10 protein-coding genes are annotated in these 14,094 nt (G+C 60.9%); 7 read left to right on the top strand and 3 right to left on the bottom strand.

Going from position 1 to position 14,094, the window contains the following annotated elements; translation table 11 throughout:
• Positions 1 to 33: 33 nt before the first annotated feature.
• Positions 34 to 729, bottom strand: a complete 696-nt coding sequence (locus HU767_RS02155) for a pirin family protein (protein WP_186706756.1) — start codon at positions 727 to 729, stop codon at positions 34 to 36.
• A gap of 235 nt (positions 730 to 964) precedes the next feature.
• On the opposite strand from HU767_RS02155, the gene HU767_RS02150 reads away from it, so the two are divergent.
• On the top strand, positions 965 to 3,430 hold the full coding sequence (locus tag HU767_RS02150) for a UvrD-helicase domain-containing protein (protein WP_186728380.1): 2,466 nt from the start codon (positions 965 to 967) through the stop codon (positions 3,428 to 3,430).
• A gap of 731 nt (positions 3,431 to 4,161) precedes the next feature.
• Here HU767_RS02150 and HU767_RS02145 read toward each other — a convergent pair.
• Together HU767_RS02145 and HU767_RS02140 are read right to left on the bottom strand one after the other, a co-directional pair.
• A complete protein-coding gene (locus tag HU767_RS02145; RefSeq protein ID WP_003201764.1) occupies positions 4,162 to 4,440 on the bottom strand; it encodes a DUF1652 domain-containing protein in 279 nt (92 codons plus the stop codon).
• 193 nt (positions 4,441 to 4,633) lie between these two features.
• Positions 4,634 to 6,097 (bottom strand): MFS transporter, encoded by a 1,464-nt coding sequence (locus HU767_RS02140; RefSeq protein ID WP_186728379.1) that lies wholly within the window; start codon positions 6,095 to 6,097, stop codon positions 4,634 to 4,636.
• A gap of 131 nt (positions 6,098 to 6,228) precedes the next feature.
• Between HU767_RS02140 and HU767_RS02135 the strand changes: the two genes are divergently transcribed.
• From HU767_RS02135 to HU767_RS02110, 6 genes are all read left to right on the top strand, one after another.
• Positions 6,229 to 7,125: a LysR family transcriptional regulator gene (locus tag HU767_RS02135; RefSeq protein WP_186706760.1), complete on the top strand. Its 897-nt coding sequence runs from the start codon at positions 6,229 to 6,231 to the stop codon at positions 7,123 to 7,125.
• A gap of 343 nt (positions 7,126 to 7,468) precedes the next feature.
• Positions 7,469 to 8,923: a serralysin family metalloprotease gene (locus HU767_RS02130; RefSeq protein WP_186728378.1), complete on the top strand. Its 1,455-nt coding sequence runs from the start codon at positions 7,469 to 7,471 to the stop codon at positions 8,921 to 8,923.
• Positions 8,924 to 9,064: 141 nt separating this feature from the next.
• Positions 9,065 to 9,487 (top strand): AprI/Inh family metalloprotease inhibitor, encoded by a 423-nt coding sequence (locus tag HU767_RS02125; protein WP_186728402.1) that lies wholly within the window; start codon positions 9,065 to 9,067, stop codon positions 9,485 to 9,487.
• 106 nt (positions 9,488 to 9,593) lie between these two features.
• The gene (locus HU767_RS02120; RefSeq protein WP_186706763.1) at positions 9,594 to 11,381 is read left to right on the top strand and encodes a type I secretion system permease/ATPase; all 1,788 of its coding nucleotides are present in this window, start codon (positions 9,594 to 9,596) and stop codon (positions 11,379 to 11,381) included.
• Positions 11,378 to 12,712 carry an HlyD family type I secretion periplasmic adaptor subunit gene (locus HU767_RS02115; protein ID WP_186728377.1) on the top strand — a complete coding sequence of 445 codons (1,335 nt, stop codon included), beginning with the start codon at positions 11,378 to 11,380 and terminating at the stop codon, positions 12,710 to 12,712. The genes HU767_RS02120 and HU767_RS02115 overlap by 4 nt, the downstream gene beginning before the upstream one ends.
• A gap of 14 nt (positions 12,713 to 12,726) precedes the next feature.
• Positions 12,727 to 14,076 carry a TolC family outer membrane protein gene (locus HU767_RS02110; protein ID WP_186728376.1) on the top strand — a complete coding sequence of 450 codons (1,350 nt, stop codon included), beginning with the start codon at positions 12,727 to 12,729 and terminating at the stop codon, positions 14,074 to 14,076.
• Positions 14,077 to 14,094: the final 18 nt, after the last annotated feature.

The raw sequence follows: 14,094 nt of genomic DNA, 5'->3' as shown, positions 1-14,094 counted from the left end.
CCTCGCCACAAGAGCAGCAGGACAGCGCAGGGATCAAGCCAGGTCTACGAGCACGATTTCGCTGTCTTCGATCGCGGTCACTCGCAATACCTGTTCAGCTTCAATCGCAACACCGTCTCGAGCTTGTGCGCGTAATCCATTGATTTCTATCGATCCTGTGGCTGGCACAAGATAAGCTCGTCGCCCGGCGTCCAGCCGATACTCCGCACTTTCACCCGCCTTGAGGTTGGCCGCGACCAACCGCGCGTTGGCGCGAATGCGCAGGCTCTGATCATCGCCGGCCTTGCCGCTGGCCAGGGTCACGAAGCCTTCGCGCGAGTCCTTGGGAAACGGTTTGGCGCCCCATGACGGTGCCAGGCCTTCTTCGTTGGGAATGATCCATATCTGGAAAATGCGCGTGGCCGTCGATTCCAGGTTGTACTCGCTGTGGGCAATTCCCGTGCCCGCGCTCATGACCTGTACGTCGCCAGCCTCCGTACGGCCCTTGTTGCCCAGGTTGTCCTGATGACTGATGGCGCCTTCGCGAACATAGGTGATGATTTCCATGTCCCGGTGCGGATGTTGAGGAAAACCACTGCCGGGGGCAATGACATCATCGTTCCAGACGCGCAGATTGCCCCAATGCATGCGTTGCGGGTCGTAGTACTCGGCGAACGAAAAATGGTGGTGGGCATCCAACCAGCCGTGGTTGGCGGCACCCAAGGTGGCGAAGGGCCTGAGTTCGAGCATGTTTGTGTCCTTTTCGCTGAAGAGCGAAAGCGAGGGTTGATGACGCTATTTTTGCCAAGGAAAGCATCGATAAAAAGCGTAAAAAACGTTTCAATCCTATCGTTTATTTAGATATAAAATCGCGAGCCAACTTTCACTTCATCGCCTAAACCCATGACTTAAAAGCTTTTGGGTGGAACCTGGCGGCAAATACAGACACCATAGCCGTCATGGTTCTTGGACACCGGAGTCCCACGTGTCGCAACACACTCCCGATCTTCCCCCCGAGCTGTTACCCCTGGCCCAGATGCCGTTGCTCAAGCGCCTGGCCGCTCGATTCTTCGGCCATGGCCTGACGCGCCTGCGTGCCCAGCACCGGGCGTCCTGGTTGCACGGCCAGGCCGATGGCTTTCGCAGCGGCCATACCGCCGGTTTCGACTATGGCTATAAGGAAGGCAGGGCCGAAGGGCTCGAAGAGGGCCGTCAGGTGCTGTTGATCCGCGATTCGCGTAGCACGGAGCACCCGGCACCCCAGGTGGATGATTTGTTGTTCGACGACTGGCGTCTGCCACTGACCGCCGAGTTGAAGAAACGCATCAAAGCGGACGTTGCTCGATTGCTGCCGGCGCATGCACAACCCAGTGTCGCGCAATGGAAGATGATTTTCAGCGACACACCGTCCACGTCGGTGGTCGCCGGGGCGGGTGCGGGCAAGTCCACGACCCTGGTGCTGCGTATCGTGCTGCTGTCCCACTACTTGGGCTTCGAACTGGATTCGATGACTGTGGTGACGTTTACCCGGGAGTCGCGCAAGGATTTCATTCGAAAGCTGATCGAAGTGTTCGGCCTGTGGGGGCGAACTGTCAGCCTCAAGGAAGCTCGCGATCTGGTGCGGACCTTCCATTCGCGTATCTTGCCCATGGTGCGCAGCTTGCCTGGGTTCGAGCGCCTCCAGGCCTTCGAGACCCTGAGTCATCGCGCCGAAGCGGACGACGCCCAAGACAATCCTTTTGACCTGCGCGTCAATGACGTCCAGCGCCAGCAACTCAACGCCTGCTATTACAGCCTTTACCAGCGGGACGGGCGTTTCCGTGAGCTGATCCAGCCGTTGTCCCGCCATGCCCTGCAGCTCAAGGAACTGGAGCGCGATCACCCGGATGTGCAAAAACGGGTGGCCGTCACCGAGCTGGCGGCCCAGCGCGACGAAGAATTGTGCGACGCCGTCGAAGACCTGTGGTTTCGCGCCGGTGCCTGGCCAATCAAGGGGATCGAGCCAAAGCGACAGACTTTTGAAATCAACGGTTCTCGATTCCATTGTCACGGCTACGCACCGTCACTCGATGCCTGGGTGATGCTGGGCTTCGATCCGCGGGAAGACGCGCGGCTCAGTCGTCCGGGCGCCAAGTTGAGTATCCGCGCGGAGTGGGCGGTAAAGCGTACCTTGTTTCAAGCTTTCTGCCGTAAGCCACTGATCTGGTTGGAAAGTTATGAGGCATCAAAGCGTGTGGTGGCCACAATGGCCGGCGATGCCAGCGCCGGGCCCGGGTTCGACTATAAGGTCAAGGGCGAGCTGGGTTCGGCACCATTGCTGGACTGTTTTGTCGCGGCGGCAGGCTTTATCGAGAACCTGGGGCTTGACGTCCCAGATGCCGTGGGCCGGATGTCCTTCGCCCAAGATGACCCTGATCGGTATTTTTTCGAGGCGTTGAGTCGCTATTGGCGGGCATTCGAAGACCATTTACTCGATCAATCGCCACCAGTCATGACCTACAACCGCATGTTTGCGTTGTTCAGCGAACATTCGCCGGAAAACTTCAAGTTGCTGGGTGATGCCTTGCTCAGGCCGCTTTCGCATCTGATGATCGACGAATTCCAGGACGTGTCGCCGCAGATCGTCTCCTGGCTTCGCGCCAGTCTCCGCGAGGTCCGTAGCCGTGGCCCAGCGCTGCATGTGGGGCGCGGCGCCCAGCGCTCTTCCTTGCTGTGTGTCGGGGACGATTGGCAATCGATCTATGGCTGGCGCGGCAGTTCGCCGAGCTATTTCATGGCGTTCAGCAAGCAGTTCCCGTCACCCGCGACAACTCGGGTCATGCTTACCGACAACTACCGCAGCCATCAGCACATCATTGACGCGGCCGAGCACATCGTGCGCGCCGCTGCGGCGATCCCTGGTAAAAAGGCCAAGGCCAGCGGCATGCCTCGTTCGCTGAGTCCGGTCAATGTGCTGGATCGAGACGATGAAGGCCTGGCCCTGCGATTGGAGGAGCATTATCGCAAGGGTGACTCCATCTTGATGTTGTATCGAAAAAGTAGCGACAAGCTATTGATAGAAAAGAATATTCAGTCAGTAGTTAATGTGGATTCTAGCTTGCCTTACGATGCTCGGCGGCTCAGGCAGATGACTTACCACAGTGCCAAGGGGCTCCAGGCTGATGCGGTGTTCTTGTTGGGTGACTGTCAGCACTTGAGCAGTTCGCCCTACAAAAATCAGGTTTATCGAATGGCTGGGCTGGGGCAGGACGGGGATGCCGAGCCTTACGACACAGCGCAAAAAGATGAAATCTTGCGTTTGGCGTATGTGGGGATTACTCGTGCGGTGCAGCATTGCTACTGGTATGTCGATGGGCAGGATGGGCAGGCGGCCAATGGGCCTAAGGCTTCGGATCGTGTTGCTGCGGATAAGCCTTTTTTTGTTGACCATCGGCGTGTTCGTAAGGGTTGAGGCTTCCGTGCTGGGATATGAGAGTGGTGTGTATATCCGTTATTTAGGTAACGGCGGCTTATGGTTCCGCTTTTACAGCGGGTCACTTTTGGAAGAGCCGGGAGCCGGACCAGCCAAAAGTAACCAAAAACGCTGTGCCCCACCACTCGGTGCCTCGCCTAGGCTCGGTGTGCCCTCACTCCGGCATTGCTCCGTGGGCCGCCGCGAAGGGCCATCCATGGCCCAGCGCGGCTATCCCGGCATCCATGCCGGGATGCCCACTGCGCAATGCCTGCGTTCGGCCAGCGTGGTTTAACGGGGCGCCCAGATCAAAATCAAGATCCAAAGCAAAGCAAAGCAAAGCAAAGCAAAAGCGGTCGGGGCTGGCATTTATGTGTGCTGCACCACTGCAATCGCGAGCAGGCTCGCTCCCACAAAGGGCCGGGCGATGAACACAAAACTCATGAATACCCAGATCACCTGTGGGAGCGAGCCTGCTCGCGAAGAGGCCAGCCCATCCAACCTCTTCATTGACTGAGCCACCGCTATCGCGAGCAAGCTTTGCCCTACAGATCCGATGGGTGTACGTCCTGAAGAGCCAGGTCGGCTCTCAGGCCGCCTTGCAATAGTGACCCGCTGTAAAGCGGAACCATAAGCCGCCGTTACCGCAGCAACGGTTATGTACCTCAAAAAAACGGCGCCTTCCCAAAAAGGGAGGCGCCGCTTATCCAGCATTAAAAAGAACCAACCGATCAGGAAGCAAACCGTCGCAACCCAACCGGTGGCACAAAGGCTTCCAGCTCGGCCTCGACCGCCTCGATTATTCGCTCCACATCCGGCGCATTCATCACCGTCGCACAGGGGATCCCTGCAATGGCGATCATCGTCTCGCCGCTGGCACGATCAAACAACCGGGCAACCATGCTGCCCGGCGCATCCATGCTCGCTTCGAATCCCATGGGATGGAAGTGCCAGCGCATCAACTGGCAAGCGTTGGGGAACGTAACCTTGCTGAAAGATCCTTTATTCATGTGTTGCCCGCCTTCTTCAATCGAGCGCTTCCTTTTGCTCATGTCAGGAAGGAAGAGCCATCTTGGCTCTACCAGTGAGAACTAAAAATAGCACCTGAAAATGAAGCTCATGTGGATTTTTTCAGTCCGTTTTGCGATTGGTTCACTTTTTTTGATCTGGATCACGACTTAAACGGCAATGCTCAGAATGCCATCACGCTTGACCGGGGGTCTCCTCAGGTTCGCCCAACCGCTCTGGCACGCGGTATTTCAGGGCGATGATCAGGGCCAGGATCGCCATTCCCAGGGCAACGGCGAAGGTCGTGTGCAGACCGTTCGTCACCGCCTCGCGGCTGGCACGGGTGATGTCATTCGTCGCCGCTGCGGCGGCAAACACCGCACCGAGTACCGAGGCTCCGGTGAAGAAACCCAGGTTGCGCGACAGGTTGAGCAGCCCCGCGACGACGCCCCGCCTTTGGGCCGCCACATCGGCCATGACCGCCGTGTTGTTGGCCGTCTGGAAAAACGCGTAGCCCAGGGTCGTGACCACGATGGCCGGGAGGTAGCCGGCGATGCCAAGGGCAGGGGGTACCAATGACAGCATCAGGCAACCGAGGACCATGGTCGCCAGGCCGGTGAGCCGCATGGGTTGCACGCCGAACCGATCAGCCAGGCGTCCCGCAGGCACTCCGGCCAGCGCCGCGACGCATGGCCCAGCCGCCAGCACGAGCCCGACGAGGGCCGCCGGCAGCCCGAGGGCGATGGACAGGTAAAAAGGCCCGACTAGCAGCGTTGCCATCATGATGGTCGCGACCAGGGCGCTCGTCGCCAGGCCCGAGACCAATGACCTGTCGCGAAATAAAGTCAGCGGAATCAGCGGCGACACGGCCCGGGATTGGGCCCGAATGAACAATCCGCCGCCCACGAGCGCGACCAGCAGCAGCGCAATATTCGACTCGCCAAAGGTCCCGCGCCCCGAGGTCATGGCCAAGGCATAGGCGGCGAGCGTCAACGCCAACAACACGGTGCCGATGATGTCGAAGCGGGCCGTTCCGGCCTTTGGCGGCACCTGCCGCACCGGCAGCGCGTACCAGGCCAGCCCTAAGGTCAACAGGCCAAGGGGGAGGTTGACCAGAAACAAGGCCTGCCAGCCGAACCCGCTGATCAGCAGGCCGCCGACGGAGGGACCCAGGGCCGTGCCCACCGCCGACAGCGTGGCCAGCAGGCCCATGGCACTGCCGGTTTTTTCCTGGGTGACCGTTTCGCCAACCAGGGCCAAGGTCAGGGTCATCATGATGGCGGCCCCCAGGCCTTGCAGTGCCCGACCTGCAATCAGCAACCAAAGCGAAGGCGCCAGGCCGCAAAGCAGCGAGGCCAAGGTGAACAAGGCGATGCCGGCCAAGAGCAGTTTGCGCCGGCCCATCAGGTCGCCCAGGCGGCCGACGCTGACGATCAGCGTGGTCATGGCGAGCAGATAGGCGAGCACCACCCATTGGACCTGCTGGAAAGAGGCATCGAGGGCCTGGGCCAGTGTCGGCAACGCCACTGCGGCCACGCTGGCGCCGAGGGAGGCCAGCAGCGTCGAGAGCGCAAGACTCGCCAAGGCCCAGCGAGGTGAAAAGGACTGGCTCGCGGGGGCGGTTGCCGGCTGGTTTGGTTGCGTGTTGATGGGTTTCATCGTGTCACCTGTCTCCGCGCGCTCAATACGGCGCTGTCACAACGTTACCGCTGGGCATAACATGGCGGAAGACGCAGCGTTTGCAGCTTATAGCTGCACAAAGCGCCTTATATCCAATTCGAGATTGCGCCATGTCTTCGCCTGACCTAAACCTGCTTGTCACCCTCGATGTACTGCTCTGCGAAGGCAGCGTGGCCCGGGCCGCCCGGCGGCTGCGGCTCAGCCCGTCGGCCATGAGCCGGGCATTGGCGCGGTTGCGTGAAACCACTGGAGATCCGCTGTTGGTACGGGCCGGGCGAGGGCTGGTGCCGACACCCCGGGCGCTGGAACTGCGCGAACAGGTCAGTCTCTTGGTGCAACAGGCCCAGGCGGTGCTGCGCCCAGTGACGATCCCGGACCTTGGGCGCTTGAACCGGACTTTCACGCTGCGCACCCGTGAGGGCTTCGTGGAAAACTTCGCCATCGACCTGATCGCCCGCATTCACGAACAAGCGCCCGGCGTGCGGCTGCGTTTCGTGGAAAAGACCGACCGGGACAGCACAGCGCTTCGCGAAGGCACCGTGGACCTGGAAACGGCCGTAGTGGACAAGGACACCAGCCCGGAACTGCGAACCCAGGCGTTGTTCAGCGACCGCCTGATCGGGGTGACGCGTGCCGGACACCCGTTGAGCCAGGCGGCGATGAGCGCTACCGGTTATGCAGCGGGCGGGCATATCGGGGTCTCGATGCGCGGTTTGGATCATGGCCTCATCGACCAGGCCCTGGCAGCGTTGGGCCTGTCCCGGGAAATCGTCACCAGCGTGCCAGGTTTTTCCTCGGCGTTGGGGCTGGCTCGGTCCAGCGACTTGATTGCCAGCGTGCCTGAGCGCTACACCACCAGCCTGCGGATCGGCCTGCACAGTTTTACGCTGCCGTTTCCGGTGCCGGAATTCACGATCGCCATGCTCTGGCATCCGCGAATGGACGCCGACCCGGTGCATCGCTGGCTTCGGGGCTGTCTGCGGGAAGTGTGTGCACGTAAACCTTGAGATGGCTTAGTAGGTATTAATTAATAGCACTTCGCTGGCACTTAGTTGTGAAAAGTGCGATGTCGTTCGCAAACAGCTAGTTATCGCTATTTAATATTTAAATATGGTTTTGTCCGACAATCCGCAGTTTCGGCAGTGGCACACGGAGACTAGCGAGGCCGAAGTCTATTATTTAGGGGTGTTAAGGGGCAGGGCGTGAAATTGAACGAAAAAAATGGCTGGACGTTTGATTTCCAATTGTGTCAGGTTTCTTACGTCCTCATTGGGCGAGTGATAGGACGATCTCGCCAGAGATCGTCTGTCTGACTAAAACTGTTCCATTTGCAAACAAGGAAGTGTGTTTATGTCGAAAGTCAAAAACAGCGCTATCGATTCTGCCGAGCAACTGCTCTGGGCGCCGCAACTGGCCGCTCCCAGTAATGCGTTCAACCAGATCAATAGTTTCAGTCATCAATACGACCGCGGCGGTAACCTGACCGTCAACGGCAAACCGTCGTACTCCGTCGACGAGGCGGCCACCCAGTTGCTGCGCGACGGCGCGGCTTACCAGGACCGGGACGGCAGCGGCAAGATCGAGCTGACCTATACCTTCCTGACGTCAGCCTCGTCCAGCACCATGAACAAGCATGGGATCAGTGGCTTCAGCCAGTTCAGCGCCCAGCAGAAGGGCCAGGCCGCCCTGGCCATGCAATCCTGGGCGGACGTGGCCAATGTCACCTTCACCGAAAAGGCCAGCGGTGGCGACGGTCACATGACCTTCGGTAACTACAGCGGCGGCCAGGATGGCGCCGCGGCGTTCGCTTATCTGCCGGGGACTGGCGCCGGCTATGACGGCACGTCCTGGTACCTGATCAACAGCAGCTATACCCAGAACAAGAACCCGGACCTGAACAACTACGGCCGCCAGACCCTGACCCACGAAATCGGTCATACCCTCGGCCTGGCCCACCCAGGTGACTACAACGCCGGCGAAGGCAGCCCGACCTACGATGACGCCACCTATGGCCAGGACACCCGTGGCTACAGCCTCATGAGCTACTGGAGCGAAAGCAATACCGACCAGAACTTCAGCAAGGGCGGCGTCGAAGCCTACGCCTCGGGTCCGCTGATGGATGACATCGCGGCCATCCAGAAACTCTACGGTGCCAACACCACGACCCGTACCGGCGATTCGACCTACGGTTTCAACTCCAACACCGGTCGCGATTTCCTCAGTGCGTCTTCGTCGTCGGACAAAGTCGTGTTTTCGGTATGGGATGCGGGCGGCCGTGACACCCTGGATTTCTCTGGCTTTACCCAAAACCAGAAAATCAATCTCAATGACGCCTCGTTCTCCGATGTTGGCGGCATGGTTGGCAACGTGTCCATCGCCCAAGGCGCAACCATCGAGAATGCCATCGGTGGCTCGGGCAGCGATCTACTGATCGGCAACGCGGTGGCCAACGAGCTCAAGGGCAGCGCCGGCAACGATATCCTTTGGGGCGCCGGTGGTGCGGACAAGCTCTGGGGCGGCTCGGGTTCGGACACCTTCGTGTTCGCTGCCAGTTCCGATTCGCGGCCGGGAGCAACCGACCAGATTCTCGATTTCGTCAGTGGCCTGGACAAGATCGACCTGACCGGTATCACCAAGGGCGCGGGCCTGCATTTCGTCAGCGCCTTCACCGGTGCGGCGGGGGATGCGGTGCTGTCGACATCGGGTGGCAACAGCCTGCTGTCGGTGGACTTCACCGGGCACGGCGTGGCTGACTTCCTGGTCAGTACCGTTGGCCAGGCGGCGGCCTCGGATATCGTGGCGTAATGCCGGTCCTCCTGTAGGAGCTGCCGAAGGCTGCGATCTTTTCGCTTGAGACTCAAGGAGTAAGGGAAAGATCGCAGCCTCGCTTCGCTCGACAGCTCCTACAGAACCCCGGCCAGGATCGAAGAAATGCGTAGAAAGTTCATGCCCTGTAGTGTTCAGGCGACCGCCGGGTTGCTCGCTACGCTGATGATGTTTTGTGGAGAAGTCGCCATGGCGCGCAGCCTGTTGTTAGCAGAACCCTCGCAGTTGGCCGGTCAGTGGCAGGCCGTTTTGTCGAGCCCGCAGGACACCACGCAAAGCCAGGCAATGCAGGACAAACCGTCCAACACCTGTCTGGTCGAACTCAAGGCGGACCAGACCCTCGGTGGCCAAACCGAGTGCCTTGGGCACTGGCTGGGAGATGAACCGGTTCGTTGGTTCACCGAACCCGACGGTCTATCCCTGATTGGCAGGCAAGACTCCAGGACTCACTTGGGGCTGCGCCGGGAACATCATTACCAGATGACCTTGAAGTCCGGTTTGATACTTAGGCTTGAACGAAATAAGTCTCAGAAAGCGGATTAACGAATTTGTACGGGTGTGGATGTCGGTGTGCACTGAACGAACATTTAAAGATTGGTAAGTTGAACTAACGGCCGGTTCACCGGCAAAGCCAACAGCAAGGAAGATCATGAATAGGGCAAGGAGCGCTGCCGCAGTGCCGCTGTTTAAAGCGCTGGGCGACTATAAAAACATTCTGATCAGTGTCGGTTGTTTTACCGCGCTGATTAACGTCCTGATGCTCGCGCCTTCGATTTATATGCTGCAAGTGTATGACCGCGGGCTGTCATCCCAGAACGAAACCACCCTGGTGATGCTGTCGCTGATGGTGGTGGGTTTCTTCGTGTTCATCGGGCTGCTGGAAATGGTCCGTAGCTTCGTGGTCATCCGCATCGGCAGCCAGTTGGAACGGCGCTTCAACCTCCAGGTGTACCGGGCCGCGTTCGAGCGCAATCTGCGCCAGGGTGAAGGTAACGCCGGGCAATCCTTGGGCGACCTTACGCATATTCGTCAATTTCTTACCGGGCCGGCGTTGTTTGCCTTCTTCGACGCGCCGTGGTTTCCCATTTACTTGCTGGTCATCTATCTGTTCAACGTGTGGCTCGGCGTGTTCGCTTCCGTCGGTACGCTGCTGTTGATCGGCTTGGCGTGCCTGAACGAGGCCATGACCAAAAAAGCCTTGGGGCAGGCCAGCGTCTACTCGCAACAGTCCAGCCAATTGGCCACCAGCCACTTGCATAACGCCGAGACGATCCAGGCCATGGGCATGCTCGGAGCGCTGCGCAGCCGCTGGTTCGCCGTGCATTCACGCTTTCTCGGCCTGCAAAACCAGGCCAGCGACACCGGCGCGGTGATCAGTTCGCTGAGCAAGACCCTGCGCCTGTGCCTGCAATCCTTGGTGCTGGGCCTGGGCGCGCTGCTGGTGATCAAGGGTGACATGACCGCCGGGATGATGATTGCCGGCTCGATCCTGATGGGACGGGTGCTGGGCCCCATCGACCAGTTGATTGCCGTGTGGAAGCAGTGGAGCGGCGCCAAGCTGGCTTATCGCCGTCTCGATGCGCTGTTGCAGGCGTTTGCGCCCCAGGATGACGGCATGACGCTGCCAGCGCCCAAGGGCCAGGTGAGCTTCGAGCAAGTGAGCGCAGGGCCGCCGGGGCAACGCAACGCGACGTTGCAGCAGGTCAGTTTCAGCCTGGCCGCCGGGGAGGTGCTCGGCGTGCTGGGGGCGTCCGGTTCCGGCAAGTCGACCCTGGCCCGGGTCTTGGTCGGCGTGTGGCCAACCCTCGCCGGGACGGTGCGCCTCGACGGGGCTGACATCCATCGCTGGAATCGCGAGCAACTCGGCCCGCACATCGGCTATCTGCCCCAGGACATCGAGCTGTTCAGCGGCAGCATCGCCGAGAACATCGCCCGGTTTCGCCAAGCCGATCCGCAGAAAGTCGTCGCTGCCGCGCAACAGGCCGGGGTCCATGAACTGATCCTGCGCCTGCCCCAGGGCTACGACACGGTGCTGGGGGAGGACGGCGGTGGTTTGTCCGGCGGGCAGAAGCAACGGGTCGCCCTGGCGCGGGCGATGTACGACCGGCCGAGCCTGGTGGTGCTCGACGAGCCCAACTCCAACCTCGACACGGTGGGTGAAGCGGCGCTCGCCAATGCCATTGCGCAGATGAAGGCCCAAGGCACCAGCGTCGTGCTGGTCACCCATCGCTCCTCGGCACTGGCCCAGGCCGACAAGCTACTGGTGCTCGATGACGGCCGGCTACAAGCCTTCGGTCCGAGCCAGCAAGTGCTGCGGGCGTTGTCCGGCCAGGCGGATTCACCGCGCCAATCACCGCCCAACAGCACCCAGAGTGCCCCGAATGGGCTGAGCATGAGTCGCCAGTACCCATCCACCAGCAAGCCGGGTGGCGTATGAACCAGGACCGCGACATGAACCTCGAGCATTCTCAGAACCTTGGGCGCCCGGAGCGCGACGCCCGTTTCTTCACCCGCATGGGCTGGGCACTGGCGCTCGTGGGTGCGGGCAGTTTTTTCACCTGGGCCAGCCTGGCGCCGTTGGACCAAGGGATTCCCGTACAAGGCACCGTGGTGGTTTCAGGCAAGCGCAAGGCCGTGCAATCGATGAGCAGCGGAGTGGTCAACCGGATCCTGGTGCGCGAAGGCGAAGCAGTGCAGCAGGGCCAGCCGCTGTTCCGCCTGGACCAGACCCAGGCCGCCGCCGATGTGCAATCGCTGCAGGCGCAGTACCGGATGACCTGGGCCAGCCTGGCGCGCTGGCAAAGCGAGCGGGACAACCTGTTGCAGGTGAGTTTCCCGACCGAACTGAGCCACGATCCCGATCCACGCCTGGCCCTGGTGCTCGAAGGCCAGCGGCAACTGTTCAGCAGTCGCCGTGAAGCGTTCGCCCGGGAACAGGCGGCGTTGCGCGCCAGCATCGAGGGCGCCACGGCGCAACTGGCGGGCATGCGCCGGGCCCGCAGCGACTTGACGGCCCAAGCCGAATCCCTGCGCCTGCAACTGGGCAACCTGCAACCCTTGGCCGACAACGGCTACATTCCGCGCAACCGCCTGCTGGACTATCAGCGCCAGTTGTCGCAAGTGCAGCAGGAACTGGCACAGAACAGCGGCGAAAGCGGGCGGGTGGAGCAGGGGATCGTCGAGTCGCGGCTGAAGCTGCAGCAGCACAACGAGGAATACCAGAAAGAAGTGCGCAGCCAGTTGGCCGACGCCCAACTCAAGAGCGAAACCCTGCAACAGCAGCTGAAATCCGCCGGGTTCGAGTTGCAACACAGCGAAATCCTCGCCACCGCCGATGGCATCGCCGTGAACCTGGGGGTGCACACCGAAGGCGCTGTGGTGCGCCAGGGCGACACCTTGCTGGAAATCGTGCCCCAGGGCACGCGGCTGGAGGTGGAAGGGCACCTGCCGGTGCACCTGATTGACAAGGTCGGCCCGCATTTACCGGTGGACATCCTGTTTACCGCCTTCAACCAGAACCGCACGCCGCGAGTGCCGGGGGAAGTCAGCCTGATTTCCGCGGACCAGATGCTCGATGAAAAAACCGGCGCGCCATATTACGTGCTGCGCAGCAGCGTCAGCGACGTGGCCATGGACAAGCTCAACGGCCTGGTGATCAAGCCCGGCATGCCGGCTGAGATGTTCGTGCGCACTGGCGAGCGCTCGTTGCTCAACTACCTGTTCAAACCGCTGCTCGACCGAGCCGGCTCTGCGTTGACCGAAGAATAAGGATGTCCGGCGGTATGAAGCGTTTTTATTGGATGGCCTTGCTGGCCTTTTCCGTGGGCAACAACGCCTGGGCCATGGGGCCGTTCGAGTTCTACGAGCAGGCCTTGCGCAATGACCCGGTCTACCTGGGCGCGATCAAGGAGCGCGATGCGGGCCTGGAGAACCGCGCTATTGGCCGTGCCGGGCTGTTGCCGCATTTGGGTTACAGCTACAACAAGGGTCGCAACCAATCCAAGGTCACGTACCTCAATGACCGTGGTGCCAGTCAACACGACGATCGCAACTACAGCAGCTACGGCTCCAGCCTGACGCTGCAGCAACCCTTGCTGGACTATGAGGCGTACGCGGCTTACCGAAAGGGCGTGGCCCAGGCGCTGTTCGCCGACGAAAGCTTTCGGGAAAAGAGCCAGGCGCTGTTGGTGCGGGTACTGAGCCAGTACACCCAGGCCTTGTTCGCCCAGGACCAGATCGACATCGCCCAGGCCAAGAAAAAGGCGTTCGAGCAACAGTTCCAGCAGAACGAACAGCTGTTTCGCCAGGGCGAAGGCACCCGCACCGACATCCTTGAGGCGCAGGCGCGCTATGAACTGGCAATCGCCGAGGAAATCGAGGCCCGGGACGAGCAGGATGCCGCCTTGCGTGAGCTCGGCTCGTTGATTGGCGTCCCGGCCCTGGACATCGGCGACCTGGCGCCCTTGCACGACACCTTCCAGGTCTTTGCCTTGCAACCGGCCAGTTTCGACACCTGGCATGAGCTGGCGGTGAGCAATAACCCCAGCCTGGCGTCCCAGCGCCAGGCGGTGGACGTGGCGCGCTTCGAGGTGGAACGCAACCGTGCCGGGCACCTGCCCAAGGTCAATGCCTACGCGACGATGCGCCAGAACGAATCGGAAAGCGGCAACACCTACAACCAGCGCTACGACACTAACACCATCGGCCTGGAAGTCAGCGTGCCGCTGTATGCCGGCGGCGGGGTCTCGGCGTCGACCCGCCAGGCCAGCCGCAACATGGAACAAGCCGAATATGAGCTGGAGGCCAAGACCCGCGAGACGCTGATCGAGCTGCGCCGGCAGTTCAGCGCCTGCGTGTCGGGGGTGAACAAACTGCGGGCCTACCAGAAAGCCCTGAGCTCCGCCGAAGCGCTGGTGGTCTCGACCCGGCTAAGCATTCTTGGCGGCGAGCGGGTCAACCTCGACGCGCTCAACGCCGAGCAGCAGCTCTACACCACCCGCCGCGACCTGGCCCAGGCCCGCTACGACTACCTCATGGCCTGGACCAAGCTGCATTACTACGCCGGCACCCTCGGTGCGCAGGATTTGGCGAAGGTGGACGAGGCGTTTGTGTCCCGCGTGGACGCTCGATGACAGCGAGTATGCCTTTGT

Origin of the sequence: Pseudomonas sp. SWRI179, assembly GCF_014268705.1 — a bacterium.
In the GTDB taxonomy this organism is placed as follows: Bacteria; Pseudomonadota; Gammaproteobacteria; order Pseudomonadales; family Pseudomonadaceae; genus Aquipseudomonas; species Aquipseudomonas zanjanensis.
Note: the sequence above shows the minus strand (reverse complement) of the source record. Positions and strands in the feature narration are given on the sequence as shown.